Genomic DNA, 26,493 nt, shown 5'->3' on the forward strand with positions numbered 1-26,493 from the left:
AACATTTGTGTCATGCCCCGGCGGTAGGCTTTCCCCAGGCACTTCGACCGAGGGAGAGACCGTGGAGACCGTCGCGATCAACACCGCGTCCTTCGCCGAGTACGCCGCGGGAGACCGCCGCAGGCGCACCGAGATCATCGCCAGCCAGCACGACCGCGCCCGCGTTCCCGGGCACAACGCCACCCTCTTCTACCGCCCGATCCTGGCCGCCATCCACACCGCGGTGACCGCCCAAGACCCGGAAGCGGCCCTCATCGCCACCCCAATTCCCGACGACCTGACCGGCCAGCCCCGCGCCTTCGCCGAAGTCACCACCGGCTTCCTCCACTGGTGGCGCCAAGCGAAGGCCACCCCCATCCCCACTGCCACAACCACCCTCCGCGTAGCCGACCTGGACGTCGAGGTGGCCCCGCACCTGGGCATCCGCACCCGCCAGGGCGCCCACCACGCGGTCCTCCTCTACCTCAAGGAAGCCCCACTTCCCCGAGACGCCGCCAACGCCGCCCTCCGGCTACTCCAACTCTGCATGCCCGATCTGCTTCCCATCCCCACCGCCACGCCTCTGGTCGTGGACGTCCGCCGGGCCAAAGAACACCGCCTTCCCAAGAACACCAACACCACCACCCTTGACGCCTGGCTCACCGCGGAAGCCTCCGCCTACACCAGCCACTGGCACGCAACTGACTCCTAACTCACACCAAACCCCACCGACCAAGCCATCACAAATGGCCCACGTTGGTTCGGCTACCCACCGCACCGCGGGCGACAAGCCCATTGGTTACACATTTGCTGCCCAGCGGGCCGACCGCCCGCCGGACCTGGGCCGCGGCTGGATCGGCTGTCGACCGCGCCGTGGGTGACTCAATCCACGGTTACATGTGCCCTGACCATGGCAACTGCATCGAATATGCGTGGACGGGGGGCCGGTGCGGCTGGCCAGTCGGGCCTGGCGCTGGTCGAAGGTGGTTGTTGGCTGCTCGCGTTGATCGGGCGAGCGCGGCGCCCGCGCCCGACTGGGCCGATCGCGGTGAATGCGCTCCCCGATGACGGGTAGCCGTCACGCTGTCCCCACCCGTGTCCGAGCCTGGCGAAGGCTCGGGCCGGAGTTGACACCTGATCGGATAGCCACGGCCGTCCCCTTGGTCTCGCTCGATTAGCCCGAGGGCCCACCGGGTTGGTCAATCCGGCTCGTGCAGTAACGCCGCGGTCTCCGCCGCGCCGTCAAGCTCCGTGAAAGTCGGGTGCCCGCTGACCACGGCGGACTCCCCAATGACCACTATGTCCCCATCTAGACGTGAGCCGTAGTACCTGCCCGTGTAGCGCACTCCGGCAAGACCCAGCGCTGACGACGCGATAGCCGACACGTTTCCCGTGCCGTCCCGATCAACCAGCCCTTTGAGCTGAGCCGCATCACCCGCGGACGGCATGTGCACCCAGGAGATCGCCACAACGAACGTCGCCTGATCCCGACCGATCACCACGACAAGCTCTCGGTGAAGCTTCGCGCACCGTGTGCGCAGGAAGAAGTCCCGCACCTGCCCGTATGAGTGCACAGCGCACTGGAACTGGTCGTCGAATTCCTGCCTAAGCACCTTCAGGCCCCGTTTGAGCAACGCCTTGTCCCGTTTGGCATTGCGCCCATTTCCCCTGGTCGAGTCGACCGTATTGTCAGTGGCTCGATCCACCCCCCTGCCTGCCTGGGACTCAACCGTCGAACCGACCTCCACCCCGAACGCGCCCTCGCCCCCCAAGGCGACCGCGGCCCCGACGCCGAGCGCTGCTACCGCCGCCGCCCCAGCCTTCTTGGGCTGGTTGATGAGGACCGGCTTGCCATTGATCGTCTTCCAGTTCGCTTCAGCCACGCTTCCCCCTCGGTCGATGACCGAGGATGCCAGGACCACCGTCCGCACGGGCGCAAAATCCCGTCGACAGACCCAGTCGGCTTATCATCGACACCCATTCGTGGACGTGCGAGAGCTGAAGGCGAATTCCTGGCATTGCCTTCCGCCGGTATCATCCACCAGCACACGAACTTCGGCGGTTCGACCAAATCGAGATCGACGGCCGCAACCGCCACGGCTACCTCCGCCGCACCGTCGCTGGCGCCCGGGCGGCTAATCGCGAGAGCACGCCGCAGTCGCTTCTGGTACCGCCGGACCAGCGAGCCAGCTGATCATCGCGGTCCCGGTGCTAATAGTCGGGCTGATCGTCTACCTGCGCCGCCGCTACCGAAATAAGGCGTCAACGGTGGTGCTCGGGTTCCCTGTTTACCGGCTGGCCCAGTCACAGCGCAGAGAGGAGGTAATCTGCCGCGACCACACCGACCAACCAGACGACGAAAGATCGCCAGTGAGGAAGGCGACCATGAGCCTTGCGCAGACAGGGCGGCGACGGTGGCGATCTGTTCGGCGGTGAGGGGCCCCTGGGTGTCATGGATGGTCTGTCGCAGCTTGACGGAAGTGTTTCGCCTGTGGCCTCACTCCAATCTTTTTTGGAGTTCCACCGCACGCTCGCTCCCTTCGGCCGCCAGCGTGTCCACGATCCGGTTGAACACTCGGACGTCCGGCGGCGCGAAGCAGCCGACCGAGTGCAGTTCGTCCAGCCAATCCATCACCGTTCTCGAGAAGAATCCAACGTAGTCGTAGTCTCCGCCAATGACCCTCTCGATCATGGGCAGTCCGCTGGTAACCTGCTCGCTCACCGGCATGGACCTGACCACGCCGACGAGGGCATTCACAGCGCGGAAGTCGCCGTGCACCAACGGTATCCACCGATCCACCAGGTCGCCGAGCGCCTCGAGGGTGATCCATTGGCTCCGTGTGGTCGACAGCACATCCTCGGGGTTGGCCGTGGTCATCCCCAACGCGTCGGCAAGGGGCCTGACGTCGATCGGAGGCGGTGGCCAATCCTCCCGCGAAACACGCGGCTCAGGAATAAGCACGGCAAGAGCCGCCCGGTAATCGGCATCATCGACCACAGGCAGGTCGAGAACCGCCGACATGACGCTGGGCCAGACGTCTGGCAGCGACCGGCGTACCTCGACATCGCTCGTGGCCTGACAAGCCAAGTCGCGCAGGAACACGCCCAACGCAACAGGACTCTTAGCCAAGACCTTCACATGTGTAGTCAGGATCTCGCGGTTGCCGCGTGCGGCGACGAGGAAGAGCGCTCTTGCAACCGCTTGGTGTCTCTTGCCGGTCTCGTGCTGCCAGCTGGGCACGACACAACGATGTTGGATAGCACGACGGTAGGCATCAAGCAGGACTCCAACCAGCGACTCAGCCCGTTCGGTGACACAACAATCGCTGCACACGGCATACACACAAGCCGCGACGACGCCCGGAAGGCTGTCTACCGCCAACTCGTCGGCAGACAGCCTGCGAATGGCTTCCTCAAGGCGGCCGCTCAGCCTTAGCCTTGGAGTGCCACCTCTGCCGTAACCTGTCCTCCAGCGGGCCTCTCGGCGAAGAACTTCGTCCACGACGGTCCATGCCACCGCATGCGGGCAACGGCCCGTACCGGGACAAGGCGCCTCCCAGAGTCGGTCGGCACCGAGCGCCAAGCCGTCCTCGAGTTCGTTCAACAGTGCTTTGGCCTGTTCGAGCAGGCTCTGCTCCAGCCTCGCGTAGTCGATGTCTTCGGTAACGAATCTCGGATGAAGCAGGGTTACCAGAGCCACGCCAACGCCGTGGAAAATCAACTCATCATGGTCGTAGGTGAACGGGAGGGCCATCAGATAGATCACTACCCAACGGAGGTCCTCACCGGAGATCATGACCTTCTCGTCGGCGAACGCGGTCACGGCTGTCGCGACGACCCGCCGAATTGCGATGCGATCTGATTTGCTGAGCGACTCGCCCACTGCGATCGCCTGGACAAACGTCAAGTCGTCGGCCAAATGGTAAGCCAGGCCCTCTGGAATCTTGATGGCGCCGAAGAAAATTCCCGGTGGGGGGTAACGCATGGAGATTTCAAAGAGGCGATTTGGTGTGTCCAGTTCACGTTGGAGCACCTCTCCCCTGGATCGGAGTCCAGATGACACAAAGCCAATATCAGCGATCTTGCCGTCACGCCACACAGGCCGATAGCGCTCAGCATTCAGAAGGTCAACCCACAGCACCGCGCGCTCGGCTATGGCGCCGTCGCTTGCCGCGACCCGCTGCCGGATTCGGCGGGCCAACTCCAACCCGACCTGTTTCAGCGCGGTCACACGACTCTGGTCGTGCTGTTCGAGTGCGTTGACCATCAGCAAAGCGGTTGCCAGCCGGATATCCGGAGCCTGATGGCTCGCGACAGGCGGGTTCGTGCGCCGATTCTGGACGCTACATTCGAATTCCCATACATGAGGTTGCATCAGCCAGTGGTCGAGTTCATCGACGACGGAGTCGATGTGTCGCCGCAACAATCCGACCACCAGTCCTGGCATTGCCAGGTTCTCGCAGCCACGCAACAGGGAATCCGCCACGTCGCGGAGCGGCGTTCCAGACCGTATCAATTCATCCGCGTAGATCTCGACGGCCCGGAGCGCGTTGACGCACGCCCTCGAAGTCGAGGGAGTGTGGGTATACAAGCTCCACGTGACCGCGTCGCCTTTGCACCACCGCCGATTTTCAGCGCTGAGTTCCAGTTCGACGCCGGTCCCGCCGCCCCGAGCAGCGAACTCATCCAGCAGCCGTCTAACCAGCGACAAAGTTCTGCCGCGATTTGCGTAAATAAGCGCGAGAAAAACGATGCAGTCATCAGGCCACGGGAAATCCGACATCGTGAGGCAGGTATGGGTGAGGTCGAACAATAGATCAAGTCTATTACGGGTCATCGACCACACGGCGAGGTCAGACGTGAACACTGGTAGCAGATCCTCACACTCCCGTTCGGCCGCCTCACGCAGAAATTCCTCGGCGGGTAAATTGAGATCGGGGCCAAGCAGGGCGATCATCTCCACAGCGGCTCTGTCGCGACTAGAGGGCGCCGCCGCTAGCACCGTGTCCCGCACCAGTTGGCGGACTGGATTCATCGCATCGCTCTCGTCCGAGGTGCTCCGGAGCCAAGCGAGTGTCAGCTCGCTCGTCTGGTAGTCGATATCGAGCCAGCCGAGCGCACTGATCCCACACGGCGAGTGGAACGAAAGTCTGACCAGGGGGGTGAGAACGGTCGTGTCGCCTTTATCGCCCCAGGTGTAGCGCTGCACGCCCAGTCGGATCAGGACAGCCCGCTGGGCGCTGGTGAGCCAGGGCCAGGCCGTGGCCAAGACCTCGTCGGCGTTCCCGAGTGTCAGCATGGCTTCGAACGGCAGTTCGGCCCACCTCTGGCCATGTTCCTCGGCGATTGCTTCAAACGCCTGAGTCAGCTGAAGGAAGTGGTGCTTCAAGTCGGGGCCTGCTGCGGCGACCGTCGCCTGGCACGCGAGCCGCACTGCCCGCAACGCCCACCGCGGAGCACCCGCCTCGGCGAGTAGAGACCAGCCGTCGAGCAGAAGCAATCGAGCCACCGCCAGATCCCGCACCAGGTCGGTGGCGAAGTCCTCGCGGCAGTTCCAACTCGATGGCAGCAACAGGCCATCCGAACGGAGCGATGGCAGCGCGGACACGTCCACAGACAAGGCGGGGGTCGACCCCAGGAGAAACTGGCTGCGGGCAAGGGCGACAAGGGTGCGCTCTCGCGCGTCGGGAGAGCCGACCCCAGTGCGGCGGACGAGACCTTGCCAGATCGCAGCGAACACATCGGCTTCGGACAACGCCCGGTCGGGCAGGGCCAGTGCCGCGTCGCTCCTCAGTAGGAGGTCCACGAGACCGGGACGTCGCAGGACTTCGACGGACCGCTGGTCCTCGGCCAGCCTGCTCAACCCGCTGAACGCCGCGGCTAGCTGGTCGACCTCGTCGTCGTTAAGCGGCGGGACCACGTACTCGGGTGGGCGGGAAGCCACCCGACCGACCGCGCGTTCGGCTGATCTGAGGCAGTCGGCCACCACGCTCGCGGCGTCCGACCGAGTGACCGTGACAACACCGAGCCCGGCGCGAAGAGCTGCGGTGGCAAGGTCGGCCAACAGAGTCTGCCGCCCCTCCAGCGCTGCCTCAGCGCCGTCCACCACCAGCAGTCGGACCTCGTCGACCGATGCCCCAGCCAGCACCTCGACACAGCCCGTCCCCAGGATCGCCTCAAACTCGACCATCGTCACGGGCAGGTCACGGAGGCTGAGCGCGGCCACGCCCGCGTGCTCGGCTCGCAGTTCCTCGATGGCCTGCAATGTCATCGAGGACTTGCCGACGTCAGGTTCACCGCGGACGATGAGTACCCCGGTGTCCGCGCCGACCGCCCGCAACCGGTCCCGCAGCGCCGCTCTCGACTCGACACGATCGATCTCGAGTTCACGTTCGGGAGTAGCCAGCCGCAGGCTGGTGCGGTCACGCAGTCGGGCCAGCAGCCGATCCAATACCAACCATCCCGGCGCTGACGCGGACGAGCCAATGAGGGGGAATTCGGCGAGGTCGCGGCGCAGCATGGCCTCACTCACGACGGCGCCTGCGGGTGCGTAGTCTCCGACCAAGTCATCCAGCCGTCGGAACAGCGCGTCGGCGGCGGCCAGCGTCCCTGACTTCACGACTCCGCGAAGCATTCCGACCGTGTCCGCGCGGTCTCGCTGATCAGCGCCCTCAACGTGGATTTCAACCGGCCAGAGCGCGAACAACAACCGCCAGGTCAGCTCGCGAGGGGCGACTGCCTCACCGACCTGCTCGGCCGCGAGCACGACCATCTCGTCCAGTCGCTTCAGCCTTGTGGCCAGCGCCGCCGCACCTGACGCGACGGCGGTGCGAAACTCCGCTTCATCGAGTGCCCGCGCCAACGCGGCTAGTTGAGCGATCCTCCGCGCGTCGGCATGCGGGCCTGCGACGGCCAGTCCGAGGCGCCATCGGCCCGCCACTATGTCGTCCCAGCGATCACGTGCTACTAGGAGGTAAGTCGCGAGCAGCTTCACTGTCTTCCCGTGACTTGGGATGAATCTCGGCGATCGCCGCACACCAATCGCGAGGTGCCGCTGGCGCCCGTCGGCCATCCGTCCGATGACAACGATGTCGTCGACCTCGCTGACCGCATCACGCTGGAATCCGATTTGAACCGGCGAGACACTGTCCCCGAGCATCGGAATTGGACCGGCTGTCAGCAAGCGAGCCAATAGTGTCGCCCCGTAGCGGTGCTCCAGCACCGTGCCGCCTCCGCCAGTCGCATAAGGCCTAGCCACTCGAACACCCTAACGAGGCCCCACAGGCTGATCGTGTCAAGTCCGACCTGGCATCAACGCCAGGCATATCCGAGGCCACTGGCGGCGTCGTTGTTGGTAGACGCGGCATGAGCCGGGGGCGGGTACAACCCGCCCGTGCTGTTGCGGGTCATGCGGCGCAGCGTGTTATCCAGGTCGCTGACAACGTCGGCGACGGCTTGCGCAGCAGCTCGACGTACGCGCTCCTCGATCTCGGCGTCCACGCACACGTCGTATCTCGACCGAGATCGGCACCTGTTGCCTCGCGGCGATGGCTGCGCAGTCGAGTCTGTCCACCATATGTAACCAATGGAAGGTTCGCTTAGGGGCACCCCCAGATACGACAACGGGCGACGCAGTCCGCGCTTTCCGCGGACATGCGTCGCCCAGTCGATCGTCGGGGTGACAGGATTTGAACCTGCGACCTCTTCGTCCCGAACGAAGCACGCTACCAAACTGCGCCACACCCCGGTGTGGAACGAGGGAAGTCTATCGGACGCGTGCTCCGGCTCCGAATCGGGCCCCCTTGGCGCCTTCTTGGGCCGGGTCGTTGCTGGTCGTGCGGGGTACGAGGGTCAGGAGGCTGGCTTCGGGGGGGCAGGCGAAGCGGACGGGGGCGAAGGGGGAGGTGCCCAGTCCGGCGGAGACGTGCAGCCAGGTGTGGGCGCCCCAGCGGGAGGAGCCGCGGGCGCGGGAGCGGTCGAGTTCGCAGTTGGTGACGATGGCGCCGTAGCCGGGGATGCGGAGCTGGCCGCCGTGGGTGTGTCCGGCCATGATCAGGTCGTAGCCGTCGTCGGCGAAGCGGTCGAGGACGCGGGGTTCGGGGGAGTGGGTGACGCCGAGGCGGAGGGTGGCCTGGCGGTCGGGTTTGCCCGCGATCTCGTCGTAGCGGTCGCGCTTGAGGTGCGGGTCGTCCACCCCCGCGGCGGCGATGGTGCGGCCGTCGACGGTGAACAGGGTGCGGGTGTGGGTGAGGTCGATCCAGCCGCGTTCGACCATGGCGGCGCGCAGGTCCCGCCAGGGCAGCGGGATGCCGTGGATGCGCTTGTCGGACGGGAACAGGTACCGCGCCGGGTTCTTGAACCGGGGGGCGTAGTAGTCGTTGCTGCCGAAGACGAACACGCCGGGGCGGTTGAGTAGCGGCCCGAGGGCGCGCACCACGGCGGGCACGGCCTGCTTGTGCGCGAGGTTGTCGCCGGTGTTGACGACCAGGTCGGGGTTGAGTTCGTCCAGGGCGGCGACCCAGCGCTGCTTGGACTTCTGCCCGGGCAGCATGTGCAGGTCGGAGATGTGCAGCACCCGCAGTGGCCGCGCCCCTTCGGCGAGCACCGGCAGCGTGGCCTGCCGCAGGGTCCAGTGCCTGCGTTCGATGCCCGCCGCGTAGGCGAGGGTGGCGGCGCCGACCGCGGTCGTGCCGAGTGCGATGCGACTGAGGGTCCTGGCTGCGTCACTCACACCCCTGAGCGTACGGGGCGGCGTGGCCGAGGCCGAAACTCCGTTTGCGGAGTCAGTAGGGTTCTTCTCATGGCTCAGCTCAAGGACCGGTTGCAGGCGGACCTCACCGCCGCGCTGAAGAACCGGGAGAAGACCCGGCTCGCGACACTGCGCATGGCTCTTGCCGCGGTGACGACGGAAGAGGTCGCGGGCACCGAGGCCAGGGAACTCACCGACGACGAGGTCCTCAAGATCCTCACCCGCGAGGTCAAGAAGCGCAAAGAGGCCGCCGCGGCGTTCGCGGGCGCGGGACGCGCGGAGCAGTCGCAGCTGGAGCTGGACGAGGCCGAGGTCCTCGCGGACTACCTCCCCAAGCAGTTGTCCGACGACGAGCTGACCGCCTTGGTGGACGAGGCTGTGGCTGACGTCACGGGCGAGCTTGGCGCCGCTCCTGGTCCCCGTCAGATGGGCCAGGTCATGAAGGCGGCCAACGCCAAGGTCGCGGGGCGCGCTGAGGGCGGCCGGGTTGCCGCCGCCGTCAAGGCCAAGCTCACCGGCTGAGCGCTCAGCAGGTCGTCTCGCGCTCTCCAGCCGCCAAGCATCGCCGCAGGTCAGGGTGAAGGTGAAGCACACGCTCACCTCGCGCTGGCCGAGCAGTCCTGCGGCGTGTCCGCGATAGCCCGCGACCACTTGGACGCCGTCCGGAATCCGCCGGATGGCCGAGAGCCACCCGGCGGTGTCCCGCACGACCGCGGCCAGCGCCGCGTCGAGCGGGGCCCGCCGCCTCGCCACCCTCCCCGAAGGAGGACCCGTCGGTCTCGTCTTCCGAGACGACGATGTTGTGCTCTGGTGACCGACCGGCTCCGCGCGGAGGAGAAGGGTGGCGAGGGCTAGGTCCTCGCCACCCGTCGGATCAGCGGCGGCGTTGTTCGCGTTCCAGGGCCATTGCCCGGGAGCGGCGCTGGGGGATGAACGGGTCCGGGTTGGTGCCCGCAGTGCGGTCCAGTGTTTTCGCGGTCTTGGCCAAGGCGCGGCTGCCCGGGGCCGCGGCGATGTGGAACAGGCCCTCGGCGGGGCCGGTCAGGTCGTCGCCGCCCCAGCGAACCAGGCCGTCGCAGTCCGCCAGGATGTCGCGGAGGATGGCCAGTTCGTGCGGGTAGTAGGTGTCGACCACGCCTGCGGGGCGCAGACCCGGTTGCAGAGTGATCGCGGTGCCAGACAAGTGGTTGGATTCGACGGGAACCGTGACGGCGGAACCGGTGCTGGCGCCGACGACGTCACCGGCGTCGAGGGTGGCGATCTCATAGTGGAAGCGGCGGGCTACGTGCAGCAGCAGAACCGCCACCGGGCCCGCGGGCAGCGGGACGAAGGCCGCGGAGCCCTCCACCGGGTGGGTCGACACGTCCTTCGGCGGGATCGGCCAGCCGTTGGCGGAGGTGTCCGCGGCCCACCCCGCGGCACTGGCAGGGGTCGCCAGGCCAATCGTCCAAGCCCCGGCCACGCCACCGGCGAGGCCGAGCCCGGTCAGGAACCCGCGGCGGCCGATACCGCTGCTCGTCTCGGTCATCGTGTGCTCCTCTGAGGTGCCCTCCGCGCCTTGACCAGCGCGGTGACCGCGCAGGCCGCGGTGAGGGCGAGCAGGGCGAACAAGATCGGGTTGATGTGCGCGGGCACCAAGTTCTCGGTACCCGCGCAGGTCCAACTCAGCGGGAAATAGGAAGGGACGTCGGCAGGGTCGTGACCGGGGCACCGGTACTCCAGGTCGACGACGAACAGGTGCGACCACCCCCACCCGTACCAGGCCAGGGTGGTCACCGCGGCCAGGCCGGTCAGCAGCACCCAGTCCTGGGCCGCGGGCCGCACGGCCTGCCGGACCAGTCGGAAGAAGCCCCACCACAGCAGCGAGGCCGCCAGCCACAGGACGATCACGAACAAGGCCACGAGGCCGCCACCCCTTCCGCTGACGTCACGAGCTCTCCTGTCCCACCAGGTTCTGGAGCACGTCCGCGTAGCCCTGAAGGAACGGGTCCAGCTTGTCATCGGGCATGAACCAGGGGTACATCGCATTCCCGAGCAGGCCCAGCCGCAGGCCCGCTATCACCGGGGGCAGCGTCGCGGCCAGCATGGTGCGGGCGGTGGCCACGGCGTCCGCGGCGCGGCCGTTGTGGCGGGCGAAGAAATAGTCGCGGAAGCGGTGCAGGTGACCGCCCTGCTTGAGGTGGAACCGCAGCGCCTGGTGGATCTGGGCGCCGTCGCGCAGCGCCCAGCCGACCAGGCAGGCGTCGACGTCTTCGATCAGGTCGCCCAATGGGAACGACGAGACGACGTTCACCTTTGCCAACCGATCCTGGCAGAAGGCGTAGCCCGAGGCGTAGGAGGTGGCGTTGTCCCGCCAGTCGACATAGAAGCTGATCAAGGCGCCGCCCCAGGAACCGAAGTCGCCTTCGTTGACCTCCGATCCGGGACCGGTGTTCTTCAGTAGCACGGCGTTCATCGACGCGGCGAGGTGGTTGGTCTGCACCTCGACGCCCCAGGACGGGTCGACGAAGCTCTCCACCCGCGGCGGGATGTTGTTGTGGGCGTACTCCAGCCACTCCTCCTCGGCGTCGCCGATCAAGCTTTGCCAGCCTGAGGCGAGGCCGTGGTAGCGGGGGTAGCGCATCCACTGCAGGGTCAAGTTGTTCACATCGACATCGGGGTGGGTGTTGCGGTAGTTCACCGCTGCCGCGTAGACGGCCTCCACCCAGATGAGGAAGGTGTCGACGGTGGTGGCCGTGGAGCCGACGTTCTCCGGCCCCACGCCGCGGTCCAGGCTGGACCGGTGCACGTCCCGGTCGAGGTCGATGGGTGTGGATCCGCCGGGGGCGAAGCGGTACTCCTTGATCTGGTTGTAGACCCAGTTGCGCGGCATCGGGAAGCCGAGGTTGCCGGAGAATCCGTAGGACATGCCTGACACGAAGGAGAACCGCGCGCTGGCCTCGGTGGAGACCCGTGTGCAGACGTTGCGCGAGCCATACACCCCGGCGATGTAGCGCTTGCCGCGGCTGGCCAGGCCCGCCTGGACGCCGCGGAAGTACGGAATGATGTTGCTGGTGATCTCCTCGTCGGTGGCGTCGTAGTCGACCGCGAAGTAGATCACCGTTCCCTGGTTGAAGGCGTAACCGACGGCGCGGTCGTGCGCGCGCTGGCCGTGAGCCCGGCCCTTGTCGTAGTCGAAGTCCACCAGTTGGCGGGAGTTCAGCTGGAAGATCGGGAACATCCGCACGCCACCGCTGAAGATGTTGTTCAGTTCGCCCGGCTTGAGCTCCTTGTCCAGGGTGCTGGTTTCGTCCTCGTCGATGTAGCGACCGACGATGTCGTAGCCGGAGGCCTTGAGCTCGACCGCCCGCGCGGCGGAGATCTCGAACCGGGTGTCGCAGCCGTGTGCCTCGCGGTCCTTGTCGCCGGTGGAGATCAGCAACTGCGCCCACGTCCCGTAGTCGCCGTTGCCGGTGGCGGGCAGCAGGGAAAACGCTTGGAAGGCGCGCACCCAGGCGGCCAGGTCAGCGTCATAGGAACTCTGGAACCGCGCGTAGACGTCCCCGCCCGCGGTGAAGGCGGGGCCGTTGAACACGCACGCGGCGCTGAACAGTTGGACGAAGACCCCGCTCGCGCCTTGGGCGAGGGTGTGGTTGCGCAGACCGTTCTCCGTGGCAGGCCCGAAGTTGCCGGTGGCCTGGTCGTCCGGGATGCCGAACTCGTACTGCAGGGCCCGCATCAGGGCCTTCTGCACATCGCGGGAGAACACTCCGTCGCACGGGATGATGAAGAACGTGGACCGGTTGAAGTAACGGTTATTCAGCCAATGCTGAATCCAGCGCACCTCGTCGCGGCCGGGTGACAGCAGGACGTAGGCGTCCATGGTCAGGATCGCCTTGAACACCTTGGGCGACGTGCTGATCGAGCGGTCCAACCCCATGTCGCCCATGATCTTGAAGATAGAGTTCTGGGTGGCGGTGTCGTAGTTGCCGGGAATATTGCCGCCCCAATAGCCCTTGCAGAACAGGCCGTGCTGCAGGATTCGAACGATGTTCTGGTTGCCGAAGCCGGGGCCCACATCGCCCAGGGCTCCGAGCTTGCTGAGCGTCGTCGGGCCGAAAGAGTCGGACAAAGCGGTGATCCCTAGTTCGTGCTGCAGCGCGCGGGTGAGCGAGAACATGGTGCTCCACGCGGTTTTCCCGTCCTCCGGACAGCGGTTGTAGCCTGCCACGGCCCCGTAGGTCGCGTTGACCCACTTCTGCGCTTCAAGCACCTTGGCGTCAGGCATTCTTCTCCCCAAGTCTGGCAAGCACGCCAGCAGACGAAGTTGGCCGAATCCGATTTCGTGCCGGATCCGGCGGTGCGCGACTGCGCCCGCACCGACTACCCCCGATATTCAGTGCGACATCTCCCCCAAGCGCGCATAGGAACCACTACGTCAAGCGGGTGGTCGGCTAATAAATGTCAGCAGGAATATCAGCTGTGCATCGACCTGCGCTGCCGCGGATGTCCGCGCATGTTCGGTGCGCTGCAATCAAACCGCTGACGGTACTGTGTTGGATCGCACAGGTCGACCTTGTGGCCGTGTCGGGCCGCAGGTCAAATTAACCGGGCATTTTGCTCATCTGAGCCCCCACTCGTCAGGTTGAGCACCTTGCGGGTAGCTTCGCAGGTAAGGCGATGTTTGGCAATAGCCCGTTCAGGTTGGTATCGGTTTCTGAGTGCGCGGAAGGATGCTCGCGTTACGGTGGCGTAGATCATAAGCGCAGGGAATGTTGCTGCGCGCGATCGCTTGCCGTCCCGTAGCGCGATGGATCTTTGGCGTTCTTGATCGCTCCGGTTGGCGGACTTCTCGTGGCTGCCGCCAGTGACGCAGATCGGCCGTGAAGTGTATTGCTCAAAGTCGCGCTCGTATGCTTCCATGGAACCCTGTGGGAAGGGGGCGATCGCGTAGCTCGCATGTCATTCGGCCCGCGTCGTTCTGATGCGCTTGGCATGTGAGTCTGGACGCGTTTGCTAAGTGTTTCTGGGGTGAACGATAATTTCTGCGCACCGCCTCGCGTGTGTTTTATCGCCGCAATGGCAGGTGATGTCTTGAAGAGTGAGATCCTGGCTGTAATGGTGAAGTGATCGACTAGTCGCCCCTGGTGGCGAAGGGACTATTCAATGTATTCTGTCAAATTTTCTCGTCGCGCGGTTCTCAAGGTCGCCGGAGTGTTGTCAGGCGCAGTGCTGATGTTAGGCACGGTGACGGCCGGGACTGCTTCGGCGGCGATCCACGCATGTTATACGGGATCTCCTGATGATTTGTACTGCGCTGACACTACGGCCCGGGTCAATGTACGCGCCGGGGCAAATACGAGTACTTCGGTCATTGGGACTTTGAACGCTGGCCAAGAAGTGTGGCTCGGGTGCTATGTGTATGGCCAGTCCATTAATGGCGATAGTGTGTGGTACTACGTGGGAACTACCTACGCCAACCCGTGGGAGAACGTGATCGGGTACGTCGCGGGGTATTACCTGGCCACGGGACGCGATCCGCACCCGGCGGTTAGCCCGTGCTGACCCCTGCTGCAAGTCGCTTTGTTGTTCCAATCGGGTTGGGTGCACACCAAAATTGATGTGTGCGCACCTGCGCTGAATAGTCCGTGCTTGTGTTCATCAAACCCGGCATTCGACCGATCATCGCGTCACGTTTGGCGCAGTGACCCTCGACGCCTATCCGCCCTTGATTGCCATCAGGGGCGGATAGGGCCGATGGTGATCGGTGGGCCGCCGCCGGGGAAGCCGCCGCCGGGGTTGCCGTTGCCGTTCCCGTTTCCGGGGTTCTCGCCTTCCGCGGGTGGGGTGCCGCCGCCGTTGTCACCGCCGCCGTTGTCGCTTGGGGGTGGGGCTGATTCGCTGGCTGGGGGTGGGGCGTCCGAGGTGCGTGGGGGTGGGACGTAGCCGGTGCTCACCTGGATGGTGATGGTCTCGCCCGCCAGGGCTGCGCCGCGGGGGGACTGGCCGACGACGGTGCCCTTCTGCCGGGCGTCGTTGCGGTCCTTGGCGACGACCTGGTAGCCGGCCTGCTGGAGGATGCTGGTCGCCTCTTCCTGGCTCTTGCCGATGACGTCCGGGACCTTGATCTCCGGGCCGCCGTCGAGGTAGCGCGGGTCCGGTGGCGGCAGTGGCAGCGCGGGCTGGCCCTCCAGGAGCTTCGACATCGTCTGGAACCAGGTGCGGGCGGGGACCTTGCCGCCGTAGATGTTGCCGCCGGTGCCGCAGAGGCGGGGCGGGTCGGTGTCGCAGATGCCCTGGGGCTTGGGGCTGTCGTTGAAGGTCAGCACTGCCGCCGCGTACTGCGGGGTGGCGCCGAGGAAGCCCGCCGACTTGTACTCCTGCGTGGTGCCGGTCTTGCCGATCATCGGCCGGTTCCAGCCGACGGCCTGGGCTGCGGCCCGCGCGGTGCCGGTGGTCTCGTCCTTGGACAGGCCGATCGCCAGCGTGTTGGCCAGCGGCTCGGCGACGGCCTGCTCGCACGGCTGCTCGTTGACCTCGATCTTCTTGCCGTTGCGATCAAGGATTTCGATCAGCGGCGACGGTGGGCACCAGACGCCACCGCTCATGATGGTCGCGCCGACGTTGGCCAACTCCAGGGTGCTCACCGGGCCAGGGCCGAGCGTGAACGACGCCTTGCCCGCGTTGGTGGGCGTGGGCTTGAAGAAGTCGGACTGGCTGAGCCGGTATTCGTCCTCTTTGCGCTCGGGGTTCGGATCGAAACCGGCCATGCTGGACGCCATGGTGTCGCGGAGGCCGAGCCTGCTCGCCATGTCGACCACCGGGCTCATCCCGACCCGTTCCTCAAGGATCACGAAGGCGGTGTTGGGGGAGGTTGCGAGAGCGTCCTGCAGGGTCAGCTTTCCCGGGTAGTCCGCGGCGTTGCGCACGCAGTATGTCCGTGTGGCGCCGTCGCCCTGTCTGGCGGTCGGGGGGCAGGAAGCCGCGCCGTTGATGAACACCTGAGAGGTGTAGGTGGACGGCACGTCGACCTGGTTCATGATGCCGCCGCCCTTTTCCAGGTAGGCGGCCGAGGTGAAGATCTTGAAGATGGAGCCCGCGCCGAACTTGTTCGCGATCCGGCTGGGCAGGCCGTAGGTGGTCTGGCCCGCGGCGGCGTCGAGGCCGTAGTCGCGGTTGGCGACCAGGGCGAGGACTTGGTGGCGTTCCTTGCCGGGGGCGACGATGGCCATGGTGTTGGCGATGCCGGGCTGGCGCTTGGGCACCTCGGCCTCGGCCGCCGCCTTGGCGAGCTGGGTGGCGCGGGCGTCGAAGCTGGTCTTGATGGTGTAGCCGCCGGTCTTGATCTGGTCCTCGGTGAACCCGACCTTCTCCAGGTACTCGAACACGTACTGGCAGTAGAACCCGTACTCGGGGCCCGCACCGACACAGTTGGCCGCGGGCTTCTTAGGCGAAGGAAGCACGCCCAACGGCTCCTTCTTAGCCGCCTCTGCGAAGTCCGGTGAGAGCTTCTGGTTCTCGACCATCTTGTCGATGACGACGTTGCGCCGCTGCAGCGTCTCAGCGGGCTTGCGCCACGGGTTGTAGAGCACGGGGTTGTTCACCGCGCCCGCGAGCAGCGCCGACTGCGCGACGGTGAGCTTGTCGGGCGTGGTGCCGAAGTACGCGCTCGCCGCCGCCCCGATGCCGTAAACCTCGTAGGCGAACTCGACCACGTTGAGGTACCCGGCGAGGATCTCTTCCTTGCCCATCTTCTGCTCAAGCTGGATCGCGATCCGCGCCTCGCGCAGCTTGCGGGCGATGGTCTGCTCCTGGGCCCGGGACTGCTCGGTCTTGTTGTCCCGGTTGACCACGTTGATCAGGTAGTTCTTGACGTACTGCTGGGTGAGGGTGGACGCGCCCTGCACGTCGCCGCCGGACTGGTTGGAGATCGCGGCGCGGATGGTCCCCTTCCAGTCCACGCCGTGGTGCTCGTAGAAGCGGCGGTCCTCGATCGAGACCAGCGCGGCCTTCATCGTCGCCGAGATCTGCTCGGGGGCGACCGGGATCCGGTACTGGTCGAACAGGGACGCGATCGGGGTGCCCGCGCTGTCGGTGATCGTCGTGATCAGCGGCGGCGGGGTCGCCACGAGGTCGGCCGAGACACTGTCGATCGTGTCACTTGCCCGGTTGGACACGACCCCCAACGCCCCCACGATCGGGAACAGCATGCCGGCGACGAGCACGCCGGCGAGCAGGCAGAGACCGAGTAGTTTCAGCAGGCTGTCTCCCACACGCACGTGCACCAGCGTACGCGTGGCCGGGCCAGTCCACCGCCAAGCGCCGCCGGTCTCCCCCGTGCGGTGCGTTGACATTCTGTAACGGGTGCCTATCCCGGTGTTCTCTATGGAACCGTGACCGACTAAAGTCCGTCAACGTCTCACGACAGCGCCGAACAGCGCCACCGGTCACGCGGTGGGGCTCGGAGGCACTCGATACCGGGGGGTATCGGGTTCTGGGTCGCGACGACGACAGGGGTGGGGGATATGCATCTCGAAAAGCAGAAGGCCGACTGGCGCGTGCGCGCGACGTGCCGAGACGAGGACCCCGACGGGCTCTTCGTTCGGGGGGCCGAGCAGCGCAAGGCCAAGATGGTCTGCATCGCGTGCCCGGTGCGCACGGAGTGCCTGGCCGAGGCCCTGGACAACCGCATCGAGTTCGGTGTGTGGGGCGGGATGACCGAGCGGGAGCGTCGGGCGCTGCTGCGCCGCAGGCCGGACGTGGCCTCGTGGCGTGAGCTGCTCGATGACGCCCGTCGCAGGCACAGCTACGACGACGAAGACGTCCGAGTCGGCTAAGAGCCCGTTGACGGTTACCCGCCGCGGCTCCGGCCGCCGCGGGTGACTGTCATGTCCCGGCCAGGCGGTCGCCGATCTGCCGGAGGCCATCGAGGTCGTGCACGTCGGCGGCCATGGCGGGCACATGCGCCAGCGACACCCCGGGGTGGGCCTTGGTGAACCGGGTGATCAGCCTGCGCTCCCGCTGGGCGAGCGCGACCCGGTCGGCGTGCAGCCGCAGCACCGCCGCGGCCAGTGGCGCGTCGCCCTTGCCGTCGAGGCTGTCCGCCGCGGCGAGGGCCTTCGCCGCGGACAGCTTCGCCAGGACAGGATGCGTGCGGTTGACCACGAGCCCGGCGAGCGGCATGGACTCGGCGTCGAGCCGTTCCACGAAGTAGCTCGCCTCGCGCAGCGCGTCCGGCTCCGGCGCGGCCACCACGACGAACGCCGTGCCGCTGGAGCGCAGCAGCTCGTAGGTCTTTCGGGCGCGCTCGCGGAACCCGCCGAACATGCCGTCGAAGGCCTGCACGAACGCCGACGCGTCGCTGAGCAACTGCCCGCCGACGATGGTCGACACGGCCTTGGCGAACAGCCCGAACCCGGCGCTCACGACCTTGCGGATGCCCCAGCTGCCCGCCCGGGCTGGCCCGGTCAGCAGCTTGATCATGCGCCCGTCCAGCGCGGTGGACAGCCGCTGCGGCGCGTCGAGGAAGTCCAGCGCCGACCGCGACGGCGGCGTGTCGACCACGATCAGGTCCCAGGCGCCCTCGGCGGCGAGCTGCCCCAGCTTCTCCATCGCCATGTACTCCTGCGTGCCGGAGAACGACGACGAGATCGTCTTGTAGAACGGGTTGGCCAGCACCTCCTGGGCGCGTTTCTCACCCGCGTGCGCCAGCACCATGTCATCGAACGTGCGGCGCATGTCGAGCATCATCGCGCTCAGCTCGCCCTTGGGCTCGAACCCGGGCAGGGTGATCTGCCGGGGCGTGTTGCCCAGTTCCTCCAGGCCGAGGGCCTGCGCGAGCCTGCGGGCCGGGTCGATGGTCAGCACCACCGTCTTGCGCCCGCGCTCGGCGGCGCGCAGCGCGATCGCGGCGGCCGTCGTCGTCTTGCCGACTCCGCCGGAGCCGCAGCACACCACGACATGGGTTTCGGGGTCATCGATCAGCGCGTCCACGTCGAGCACGGTCATCGGACCCCCTGGTCCACCAGGCACTCGGCCAGCTCGTAGAGGGCGCCGATGTCGATGCCGTCGACCAGGTCGGGCAGCTCGACGGCGGGCAGGTCCACCTCGGCGAGTTGCTCCCGGGCCCGACGCTCCGCCTGCACGCGGACAGCGTGCTCGACGGTCTCGTCAACCAAGCCGTCCAGGTCGTCCTCGGACAGCGCGAGGCCCGCCGCGGCCAGCCCGTCGCGGACCCGGGTCGCGTCGACCCGGCCGTCGGCCGCCGCGGTGACCGACCGCGCGGGCAGCCGGGGCGGGCGGACCCGGTTCAGCAGGATCGCGCCCGGGCGCAGGTCGGCGCCATCCAGGTCGCCGACAGCGTCCATGGTCTCGCGGACCGGCATCTCTTCGAGCAGGGTGACCAGGTGCACGGCGGTGTCACCGGAGTGCAGCAGCCGCACCACGCCGTCGCTCTGCCCCTTGATCGGCCCGACCTTCGCCAGATCCGCCATGGCCTTGGTGACGTCGAGGAACTTCACGACCCGGCCGGTCGGCGGCGCGTCGACAACCACCGCGTCATAGACATGCCTACCGGCGCCGTCAGTGCGCGTGACGCACTCTTTGATCTTGCCGGTGAGCAGCACGTCGCGCAGGCCCGGCGCGAGGGTCGTGGCGAACTCGATCGCGCCCATCTTGCGCAGCGTGCGGCCCGCGAAACCAAGGTTGTAGAACATCGCCAGGTACTCCAGCAGCGCCGCCTCGACGTCGACGTGCAGCGCCCGGACCTCGCCGCCGCCGGGGGTCGAGGCCACCTTCTCCTCGGAATACGGCAGCGGCTGGGTGTCGAAAAGCTGCGCGATGCCCTGCCTGCCCTCGACCTCGACCAGCAGGACCCGCCTGCCGCCGGTGGCCAGCGCCAGCGCGAGCGCCCCCGCGACCGTGGACTTGCCCGTGCCCCCTTTGCCGGTCACCACATGGAGCCGCGCGCGGGCTATCTCCTCGGTCCAACCGACGACGGGGGTGGTCACCCTTTCAGCGTAAATGCCCGGTCGCCGCGCACGCCGCCCGACCGGCTCAGCCAGCGAGCAACATCACCGAGGCGGTGGCGCCGACGACCACCACCGCGCCCCACGCCACCGCCGTGGGCAACACGGTCACCGTCAGCACGCACAGCAGCACCAGGATCGTGAACGCGATCGCCCCGGCGATCGCGACCGGCCCGCCGGAGGACACCCGGTCACGCACCTTGGCCATCGTGACCAGCACCAAGAGCAGCCCGCCCGCGGCCAGCAGGGCGGTCGCGATCAGTCGCCACGTCTCCACTTCGCCACCGTACCCACCGGCGCCGCGGCCACTGGCTAGGCTGCGGCCCATGACGAAGTGGGAATACGCCACCGTTCCGCTGCTGATCCACGCGACGAAGCAGATCCTCGACCAGTGGGGCGAGGACGGCTGGGAACTGGTCACGGTGCTGCCGGGACCCACCGGCGAGCAGTTGGTCGCCTACCTCAAGCGTCCCAAGGGGGCCTGATGGGCTGGCGAGAGCGGCTTGTCGAACTCGGCATCGAACTCCCGCCCGTCGCCCCGCCCGCCGGGTCTTATGTCCCGGCCGTGCGCACCGGCTCGCTGGTCTTCACCGCGGGCCAGATCCCGCTGGTCGACGGCGCGCTCGCGGCGACCGGCAAGGTCGGCAGCGAGATCAGCCCCGAGGAAGCGCAGAAGCTCGCCAGGGTGTGCGCGCTCAACGCGCTGGCCGCCGTCGACGCGCTGGTTGGCGTCGACGCGATCGTCCGGGTGGTGAAGGTGGTGGGCTTCGTCGCCTCCGCCGAGGGCTTCACCGGCCAGCCCGCCGTCCTCAACGGCGCCTCCGACCTGTTCGCCGAGGTGTTCGGCGAGCAGGGCAAGCACGCCCGGTCCGCGGTCGGCGTCGCCGAACTGCCGCTGGGCGTCCCGGTCGAGGTCGAGCTTGTGGTGGAGGTGTCATCGTGAGCGGACCAGTGGCACAGCGTGCAAGCGCGAAGGGCCACCGAACGAGTGAGGTGGCCCGGTGAGCGTTCAGGAGACCCACGAACTGCTTCTCCGGCTCGCCGGAAGGCTCAGCGACCGTCAGCTCTGGCGGTTCCGCGACTGGCTTTCCGCGGGCGCGGTAGACGCGGTCGCTCGCGCGCTACCGCTGACCCTCTTGCGCGAACGTGTCGGCATCACACCCACGGAATCGCGGTTGCTCGGGTCCGCGCTGCTGCCCGCGGGAGCCGACCCCGAACGGCTCAACGCCCTGCCGTGGGTGGACGAAATCAGCGAACTCGACTACACCTTCTCCGCGGAGTCACCTGACTGGGTGAGCTTGGGCGACTCGGTCGCGGTGGTGCTCGGCGCGCTGCTGCGCGGTCGGCCCGAGGTGGTCGAGGCGCGGTCGAGCTGGCGCCGCGGCCGGGTGGTGGCGGGCTCGGTCGCCCGGGTCGTCCTGGTCACCGTGTCCGGTGACGGCGCGCGGCTCACGGGGGAGCTGCAGCGCGTGCTGCGGGCACTGGGCGCCTACGAGCCCGCGGTCGAGGTGCTGCCCCAGGGCATGGACCTGACGCAGTACCACCGGGCCGCGCTGGCGGCCTCGGAACCGCTGGTCGCCGAAGGCCACCTGGTTCCCAGTTAGCGCTGGACGAGTGGGAGGGGAACGATCGTGACGCAGGTCGCCGCAGGCAAGGGTTCTTGGTCCGGGGTCGCGTTGCCCGTCCGGGTGCACGACCTCCTGATCGCCCTCGCGGGCCGCATGGACGACGACGCGCTGGCCGACGCGCGGGAGCTGCTGGCCTCCGCCGAGGTCGACCGCGCGCTGGAACTCATCGCGGGCTGCCTCGCGGCGGGCCCGGTCGCCGTCGGCGCCGCCGAGCGGGAGGAGCTGCTGGCCCTGTTCGCCGCGGCCCACTGCGACCCGGCCGTCGTCGCGCGCCTCACCGTCGCCGAGCCGTCCCTGGTCACCGCCCACCGCTTCGCGGGCGGCAAGGTCGACGGCGTTGGCGCGGAACAGGGCATCGCCGAAGCGGCCGACCGCGTCATCGCCGCCCTCCCCGACATCCGCGCGGTGTGGGCGGTCTGGCGGCTGACCCCGTCCGGCGCGGCGACCGGCGCGGTCCCGCACCGCGTCGTCCTCATCGGCGTCGGCCCGGCGGGTTCCGCCCCCGCCACCGCGTACCGGGTCGAACACGCGTTACGCCGCGCGGGCATCACCGCCTCCGTCGAAGTCCTCCGCGACGGCGCTGAGCCGACCGACTACCACCACACGGCCATGCGCTACGCCACTGAAGTCCCGGTGTCCCGCAAGAAGCCGCAGCTCGCGTCGCCGCCGCCGATGCCCCCGCCCGCCCCCGCCCCACCCGGCGCGGGCACGAAAGCGGACGTGCAACTGACGGCCCCCGTCGTCAAGCCCTCCCGCGCCGAACGCCGCACCGCCGAACCCAAGAACACCACCCCCGACCCCCAACCCCCCACGTGGACCCCCGACGCGCCCCCGGCCCAACCGGACGAGTCCCTCAACGACCAGGAACTGGGCCTCCTGCGCCAACTCCAGGAGGAACTCGCCCGCCGCGAGCAAACCGACCCCGCCCACCCCGGCTGGCAGGGCGACCTCGAAGGCACCGGAACCCCACCGTTCGACTGGCAGGAAGCGGGCGGCCCCACGATGGTCAACGGCACCCCACTCCCGCCCCCGGACAAGCGCGCCTGACCCAGCGAACTCCCGGGAGAAGCACGCCTGACCTCGGAGCCTCGGGGGAAGCACGCCGCAACCCGAACCGTCGGGACACCCCGGCTTGATGCGCAAGTCCCAGATGAAGCGCGCTTTACCCGAGTCTCCCGGGAGAAGCGCGCCTCAAGCCAAACCTTCCGGACAAGCGGACCGAGAACCAGGACAAGCCCGCTTGAATCCAGGCCCGCCCCACAATCCACTGGCCGCCACCCCGTCCGATCGAACACGCCGCCGACCAGACCGCACCCCGACCACCTGCCAAAACCCATCCGCGAAGACCCGCGACCCGGCCACAACAGACCCCACCCGCCCTGGGGGCTGACCCCGCTCCAGTCTATCGGGCCAGGCCGACAATCGAGGCGGGAACGATCTTGCCTGTGGATAACTTCGCTCGGCGGCGACTGCCTTGTGGACAACCTCGCTGGGCGGCGGCTACCGCAGGGTCGTGCGGACCGCGTGGAGGAGTTCCTGGATGCGCACGCCCCGGTGGACGTCCAGGGGGTGTTCGGTCTGGTTGGAGTGGACCATCTTCGCGAAGTCGTCCAGCAGGGCCGCGTAAGAGGTTTGCGGTGGTGTCGCTCGGCCTACCAGTTCGCGGTAGCCGTTGTCGCCGTATACGGAGATGTCGGTGATGGTGGGGCGCATGGGGAGGCGCATCGACAGTGTCGCGGTGCTTGTCGCGCCGGTGTCGTGGGCGAGGGTCAGGTGCCACAGGTCCGGGTCGGCGTGGTGGGCGGACAGCACCTCGGTGATCGGGCCGAGGGCGGCGTCGAGCAGGTCGAGCACGTGCGGGCCGATGTCGGTCAGCGCGCCGCCCTCCTGTCGCCAGGGGGAGCCGGAGTAGGCGCCGCCGAGCAGGGCACCCGACAGCCAGCGGGCGCTGCCGCCGGACCAGGCGCCCGCCGCGCGGACCTCGTCCAGCCAGGCGACGGTCTCCGGGGCGAACCGGCGGATGAAGACCACGATCGAGGCGACCCCGGCCGCGTCCACCGCGTCGGCCACCCGGCGCGCGTCGGCGACCGTGGTCGCGAGCGGCTTCTCCAGCAGCACGTGCTTGCCCGCCCGCGCCGCCAGCGGCGCCAATTCGGCTTGGACCAATGGCGGCACGGCGAACGCCACCGCGTCCACAGTGGACAACAGGGCGTCGAAGTCCGCCGCGACCGGCGCCCCCACCTCGGCGGCGGCCTCCGGGCGGCGGGCCCACACCGCGGCGAGGTCGAACGCCGGGTGGCTCGCCAAACCCGGCGCGTGCACCGCCCGCGCCCACGGTCCCGCCCCGACCAGTCCGACCCGCAGCACGTCTCCGCTCATGCCGACCATCCTGCCGTTAATTCGGTTGCGCCCCCGCACCCCCGGTCGGCATCGTTGGCGCATGGGCAACTGATGAGCACAAGACGTCGACCTCAGCGCCGCACCATATGAGTGCGTGCCGCCTCCGTCTGTGGCTCCAGGAGTCCTCTTGACTGCTTCCGCAATGCTCCCACGCCGTCCTCAAAGCCGACCGCCTCAGCGCGGACGTCGACGGCGAACCCCTCTTCGATGAGGTCAGCTTCACCCGCGGTCCCGGTGAACGGCTCGGCGTCGTCGGTCCGAACGGCGTCGGAAAGTCGACGCTGCTGCGCCTGCTCTCGGGCCGAATCCGCCCCGAGGACGGTCACCTCACCGCGCCCGCCGAGGTCGGTTTCCTCGAACAGGAGATCCCCGACCCGTCCGTCCGCGTCGGCGACTACCTGGCGAGCGGGTTGGCCGAGACGCACGCCGTCCGACAGCGGATGCGCGCGCTGGAGTCGGCGCTGGCCACAGATCCGTCGGCGCTCGGCGCTTACGGCGACGCGGTGGACGAGTGGACAGCGTTGTCCGGCTGGGACTTCGAGTCGCGTATTGCCGAGCTGCGCGACCGCCTCGGCATCGCCGACCTGCCGGACGAGACGCCGATGTGGCGGGTCAGCGGTGGGCAGCAGGTCCGACTCATGCTGGCCCGGCTGCTGCTGCGCGACCCGCCGCTGCTCCTGCTGGACGAGCCGACCAACCATCTTGACGCGGCGGGCACACCTGGCGGGTGGGTGAGAGCCGTCTCCGGGTGAGCTGAGGCGGCTGGGCGGCTGTCGTCGGTGTGGGCGACGGCACCGTGCCGGGGCGGGCGAGCCGCGTAGGGTCGGGGCGTGCTGGAGTTGCCCGAGGAACTGGTTCTCCCGGAGGGACTCGTGCCCGCGGTCGCGCCCGACCCGCCCGTGGTCCCCAAGGACGCGGCGACGGTGATGCTGGTTCGGGACGCGGCGGCGGGGCTGGAGGTTTTCCTGCTCCGCAGGGTCGTGGGCATGGCGTTCGCCGGGGGCATGACGGTGTTTCCCGGCGGTGGCGTCGACCGGCGGGACGCGGACGTCTCGGTCGCCTGGCACGGGCCGGAGCCCGGGTGGTGGGCGGCCCGGTTCGCGTGCGCCGAGGGGCTGGCGCGGGCGCTGGTGTGCGCGGCGGTGCGGGAGACGTTCGAGGAGTCCGGGGTGCTGCTGGCAGGCCCGGACGCCGACAGCGTCGTGTCCGACCCCCGGCCCTTCCACGCCGCACGGCAGGACCTGGTCGATCGGAAGTACTCGCTGGCCGAGTTCCTCGCGGACAACGGCCTGGTGCTGCGGGCCGACCTGCTGCGCCCGTGGGCCAACTGGGTCACCCCGGCCGAGGAGCCGCGCCGCTACGACACCCGCTTCTTCCTCGCCGCCATGCCCGAGGGCCAGCGCGCCGACGGCGACACCACCGAGGCCGAGGACGCCGCCTGGCAACTCCCCGCAGGTGCCATCGAAGACTGGAAACAGGGCGCCCGCGCCTTGCTTCCGCCCACCTGGATGTCCCTCGCGGAACTGCACGAGTGCGGCTCAGTCGCCGCGGCCATGGCAGCGGACCGCGCCGTCGACAAGATCATCCCCAAGGTCGTCCGCGACGGCGCCCGCATCCGCGTCGTCCTGCCCACCGACCCCGCCTACGCGGGCGCGGCCAACCACATCGACGCCCGCCCCGACGACCGAGTGGACCACCCATGACCCACCCCGCCTACGGTGTCGTCCGCGAGGTCACGCCGTTCGCCTCGGTGTTGTTGGAGGACAACCCGAGCCCGATGACCCTCGACGGCACCAACACCTGGCTCCTGCGCGCCCCCGGCTCCCCAGGCTGCGTCGTGGTCGATCCGGGCTACGAGGATGAGCCCCACCTGGAGCGGGTCATCGCCGCTGCCGGGCAGGTTGAGGCTGTGTTGATTACCCACCACCATCCGGACCATGTGGCAGGCGCGCCTTGGCTGGCCCGCCGGACGGGCGCCCCGGTTCGCGCCTTTGATCCGGGTCTCTGCGTCGGGGCGGCTCCTCTGCGGGACGGTGAGGTGGTTGCTCTCGCGGGTCTGGACCTGGAAGTTCTGCACACTCCCGGCCACACTGCTGATTCGCTGTGCCTGACGGTCGATTACGACGGTCAGACGGCGGTCCTGACTGGTGACACGGTGCTTGGCCGGGGCACCACGGTCATTGCCCCACCGGATGGGGCGCTTGGCGCGTATTTGGACTCGCTGCGCGCCCTTGTGGATCATCGCCCAGGGGCGAAGGTTCTTCCCGGGCATGGGCCGGACCTGCCGGATTTGGCTGTGGTGGCTCGGGAATATCTTTCGCACCGGGAACAACGTTTGGACCAGATTCGGGCTGCTCTGCGTGCTCTCGGGCCGGACGCGACTCCACGCCAGGTAGTGGAGATCGTCTACGCCGATGTGGACCAAGCTCTTTGGGGCCCTGCTGAGTGGTCTGTGCGAGCCCAGTTGGACTATCTGCGTTCGTCCGGGTGACTTGGCTGCTTGCTCTTCGGGGGGTTGCTCGATGGGGTGGAGTGGTTTCTTCGGGGCCCCTACGAAGGAAGATCGCCGTGTGAAAGACGGGTGGGAAGCCTTCGGCCTCACACGTGCGGAGCCAGCTTAGCGATCTTCCTTCTCCCCCGAAGGAACCACTCCACCCCATCGAGCACCTGGCAGGGTTGGGTTTCTGCTGGCAGGGGGACGGGTGTTCTTGCTGCTCCACCCCATCGAGCA

The 26,493-nt window shown here is 68.0% G+C and carries 22 protein-coding genes and 1 tRNA gene; 10 read left to right on the top strand and 13 right to left on the bottom strand.

All coding sequences use genetic code 11. The annotated features are described in order from the left end of the window. Positions 1-61: 61 nt before the first annotated feature. Complete coding sequence (locus ACZ6SD_RS22125; RefSeq protein WP_465318863.1) at positions 62-691, top strand: hypothetical protein; 630 nt, start codon at positions 62-64, stop codon at positions 689-691. A 487-nt stretch (positions 692-1,178) separates the two neighbouring features. On the opposite strand, the gene ACZ6SD_RS22130 is transcribed toward ACZ6SD_RS22125, so the two are convergent. The 5 genes from ACZ6SD_RS22130 to ACZ6SD_RS22150 all read right to left on the bottom strand — a co-directional run bounded on the left by ACZ6SD_RS22130 (position 1,179) and on the right by ACZ6SD_RS22150 (position 8,710). Then, positions 1,179-1,862, bottom strand: a complete 684-nt coding sequence (locus ACZ6SD_RS22130; protein WP_465318864.1) for a hypothetical protein — start codon at positions 1,860-1,862, stop codon at positions 1,179-1,181. A 614-nt stretch (positions 1,863-2,476) separates the two neighbouring features. Then, positions 2,477-7,201: a hypothetical protein gene (locus ACZ6SD_RS22135; RefSeq protein ID WP_465318865.1), complete on the bottom strand. Its 4,725-nt coding sequence runs from the start codon at positions 7,199-7,201 to the stop codon at positions 2,477-2,479. A gap of 89 nt (positions 7,202-7,290) precedes the next feature. Continuing rightward, complete coding sequence (locus ACZ6SD_RS22140) at positions 7,291-7,479, bottom strand: hypothetical protein (RefSeq protein WP_465318866.1); 189 nt, start codon at positions 7,477-7,479, stop codon at positions 7,291-7,293. Between the two features lie 173 nt (positions 7,480-7,652). Next, positions 7,653-7,726: transfer RNA gene (locus ACZ6SD_RS22145), tRNA-Pro, on the bottom strand. 18 nt (positions 7,727-7,744) lie between these two features. Further along, positions 7,745-8,710, bottom strand: a complete 966-nt coding sequence (locus ACZ6SD_RS22150; protein WP_091456823.1) for a metallophosphoesterase — start codon at positions 8,708-8,710, stop codon at positions 7,745-7,747. A gap of 69 nt (positions 8,711-8,779) precedes the next feature. Here ACZ6SD_RS22150 and ACZ6SD_RS22155 point away from each other — a divergent pair, with 69 nt between their 5' ends. Continuing rightward, the gene (locus tag ACZ6SD_RS22155; protein ID WP_465318867.1) at positions 8,780-9,250 is read left to right on the top strand and encodes a GatB/YqeY domain-containing protein; all 471 of its coding nucleotides are present in this window, start codon (positions 8,780-8,782) and stop codon (positions 9,248-9,250) included. A gap of 352 nt (positions 9,251-9,602) precedes the next feature. Here the strand turns inward: ACZ6SD_RS22155 and ACZ6SD_RS22160 are convergent, their stop codons facing one another. From ACZ6SD_RS22160 to ACZ6SD_RS22175, 4 genes are all read right to left on the bottom strand, one after another. Continuing rightward, positions 9,603-10,256 carry a hypothetical protein gene (locus ACZ6SD_RS22160; RefSeq protein ID WP_465318868.1) on the bottom strand — a complete coding sequence of 218 codons (654 nt, stop codon included), beginning with the start codon at positions 10,254-10,256 and terminating at the stop codon, positions 9,603-9,605. Then, the gene (locus tag ACZ6SD_RS22165; protein WP_465318869.1) at positions 10,253-10,630 is read right to left on the bottom strand and encodes a hypothetical protein; all 378 of its coding nucleotides are present in this window, start codon (positions 10,628-10,630) and stop codon (positions 10,253-10,255) included. Before ACZ6SD_RS22165 ends, ACZ6SD_RS22160 begins: the two co-directional genes overlap by 4 nt. A 25-nt stretch (positions 10,631-10,655) precedes the next feature. Further along, entirely contained in the window at positions 10,656-12,995 is a 2,340-nt protein-coding gene (locus tag ACZ6SD_RS22170) for a glycoside hydrolase domain-containing protein (protein WP_465318870.1), read from the bottom strand. A gap of 1,450 nt (positions 12,996-14,445) precedes the next feature. Next, on the bottom strand, positions 14,446-16,986 hold the full coding sequence (locus ACZ6SD_RS22175; protein ID WP_465318871.1) for a penicillin-binding protein: 2,541 nt from the start codon (positions 16,984-16,986) through the stop codon (positions 14,446-14,448). Between the two features lie 246 nt (positions 16,987-17,232). Here ACZ6SD_RS22175 and ACZ6SD_RS22180 point away from each other — a divergent pair, with 246 nt between their 5' ends. Beyond that, positions 17,233-17,544 (top strand): WhiB family transcriptional regulator, encoded by a 312-nt coding sequence (locus ACZ6SD_RS22180; protein ID WP_465318872.1) that lies wholly within the window; start codon positions 17,233-17,235, stop codon positions 17,542-17,544. A gap of 49 nt (positions 17,545-17,593) precedes the next feature. Here ACZ6SD_RS22180 and bagB read toward each other — a convergent pair whose 3' ends face one another. Genes bagB through ACZ6SD_RS22195 form a run of 3 tightly spaced genes read right to left on the bottom strand, consistent with a single transcriptional unit; the run spans position 17,594 to position 20,011 of the window. Then, positions 17,594-18,715: an ATPase BagB gene (bagB, locus tag ACZ6SD_RS22185; protein WP_465318873.1), complete on the bottom strand. Its 1,122-nt coding sequence runs from the start codon at positions 18,713-18,715 to the stop codon at positions 17,594-17,596. Continuing rightward, positions 18,712-19,716: an ATPase BagA gene (gene bagA, locus ACZ6SD_RS22190; RefSeq protein WP_465318874.1), complete on the bottom strand. Its 1,005-nt coding sequence runs from the start codon at positions 19,714-19,716 to the stop codon at positions 18,712-18,714. Before bagA ends, bagB begins: the two co-directional genes overlap by 4 nt. 46 nt (positions 19,717-19,762) lie before the next feature. Continuing rightward, positions 19,763-20,011, bottom strand: coding sequence for a hypothetical protein (locus ACZ6SD_RS22195; protein ID WP_465318875.1), 249 nt, complete (start codon positions 20,009-20,011; stop codon positions 19,763-19,765). A 49-nt stretch (positions 20,012-20,060) separates the two neighbouring features. On the opposite strand from ACZ6SD_RS22195, the gene ACZ6SD_RS22200 reads away from it, so the two are divergent. From ACZ6SD_RS22200 to ACZ6SD_RS22215, 4 genes are read left to right on the top strand one after another with little or no spacing between them, the layout of a single operon-like run. After that, positions 20,061-20,219, top strand: coding sequence for a DUF4177 domain-containing protein (locus ACZ6SD_RS22200; RefSeq protein ID WP_436493282.1), 159 nt, complete (start codon positions 20,061-20,063; stop codon positions 20,217-20,219). Beyond that, positions 20,219-20,677: a RidA family protein gene (locus tag ACZ6SD_RS22205; protein WP_465318876.1), complete on the top strand. Its 459-nt coding sequence runs from the start codon at positions 20,219-20,221 to the stop codon at positions 20,675-20,677. Before ACZ6SD_RS22200 ends, ACZ6SD_RS22205 begins: the two co-directional genes overlap by 1 nt. Positions 20,678-20,735: 58 nt before the next feature. Then, positions 20,736-21,338 (top strand): hypothetical protein, encoded by a 603-nt coding sequence (locus tag ACZ6SD_RS22210; protein WP_465318877.1) that lies wholly within the window; start codon positions 20,736-20,738, stop codon positions 21,336-21,338. Between the two features lie 27 nt (positions 21,339-21,365). Beyond that, entirely contained in the window at positions 21,366-22,409 is a 1,044-nt protein-coding gene (locus tag ACZ6SD_RS22215) for a hypothetical protein (RefSeq protein WP_465318878.1), read from the top strand. Positions 22,410-22,862: 453 nt separating this feature from the next. Here the strand turns inward: ACZ6SD_RS22215 and ACZ6SD_RS22220 are convergent, their stop codons facing one another. Continuing rightward, entirely contained in the window at positions 22,863-23,741 is an 879-nt protein-coding gene (locus ACZ6SD_RS22220) for a Gfo/Idh/MocA family protein (protein ID WP_465318879.1), read from the bottom strand. 152 nt (positions 23,742-23,893) lie between these two features. Between ACZ6SD_RS22220 and ACZ6SD_RS22225 the strand changes: the two genes are divergently transcribed. The 3 genes from ACZ6SD_RS22225 to ACZ6SD_RS22235 all read left to right on the top strand — a co-directional run bounded on the left by ACZ6SD_RS22225 (position 23,894) and on the right by ACZ6SD_RS22235 (position 26,253). Further along, positions 23,894-24,514, top strand: coding sequence for an ATP-binding cassette domain-containing protein (locus ACZ6SD_RS22225; protein WP_465318896.1), 621 nt, complete (start codon positions 23,894-23,896; stop codon positions 24,512-24,514). A gap of 81 nt (positions 24,515-24,595) precedes the next feature. Further along, a complete protein-coding gene (locus tag ACZ6SD_RS22230) occupies positions 24,596-25,465 on the top strand; it encodes an NUDIX hydrolase (RefSeq protein WP_465318897.1) in 870 nt (289 codons plus the stop codon). Continuing rightward, the gene (locus tag ACZ6SD_RS22235) at positions 25,462-26,253 is read left to right on the top strand and encodes an MBL fold metallo-hydrolase (protein WP_465318880.1); all 792 of its coding nucleotides are present in this window, start codon (positions 25,462-25,464) and stop codon (positions 26,251-26,253) included. The genes ACZ6SD_RS22230 and ACZ6SD_RS22235 overlap by 4 nt, the downstream gene beginning before the upstream one ends. The last annotated feature ends 240 nt before the right edge of the window (positions 26,254-26,493 follow it).

The organism is Actinokineospora sp. NPDC051303 (genome assembly GCF_055586285.1).

Excerpts from the sequence above, each read along its gene's own strand:
- ACZ6SD_RS22155 (WP_465318867.1), top strand. The coding sequence starts at position 8,780 with ATGGCTCAGCTCAAGGACCGGTTGCAGGCGGACCTCACCGCCGCGCTG.
- ACZ6SD_RS22160 (WP_465318868.1), bottom strand. The coding sequence starts at position 10,256 with ATGACCGAGACGAGCAGCGGTATCGGCCGCCGCGGGTTCCTGACCGGG.
- ACZ6SD_RS22170 (WP_465318870.1), bottom strand. The coding sequence starts at position 12,995 with ATGCCTGACGCCAAGGTGCTTGAAGCGCAGAAGTGGGTCAACGCGACC.
- ACZ6SD_RS22180 (WP_465318872.1), top strand. The coding sequence starts at position 17,233 with ATGCATCTCGAAAAGCAGAAGGCCGACTGGCGCGTGCGCGCGACGTGC.
- bagB (WP_465318873.1), bottom strand. The coding sequence starts at position 18,715 with ATGACCGTGCTCGACGTGGACGCGCTGATCGATGACCCCGAAACCCAT.
- ACZ6SD_RS22200 (WP_436493282.1), top strand. The coding sequence starts at position 20,061 with ATGACGAAGTGGGAATACGCCACCGTTCCGCTGCTGATCCACGCGACG.
- ACZ6SD_RS22205 (WP_465318876.1), top strand. The coding sequence starts at position 20,219 with ATGGGCTGGCGAGAGCGGCTTGTCGAACTCGGCATCGAACTCCCGCCC.
- ACZ6SD_RS22220 (WP_465318879.1), bottom strand. The coding sequence starts at position 23,741 with ATGAGCGGAGACGTGCTGCGGGTCGGACTGGTCGGGGCGGGACCGTGG.
- ACZ6SD_RS22235 (WP_465318880.1), top strand. The coding sequence starts at position 25,462 with ATGACCCACCCCGCCTACGGTGTCGTCCGCGAGGTCACGCCGTTCGCC.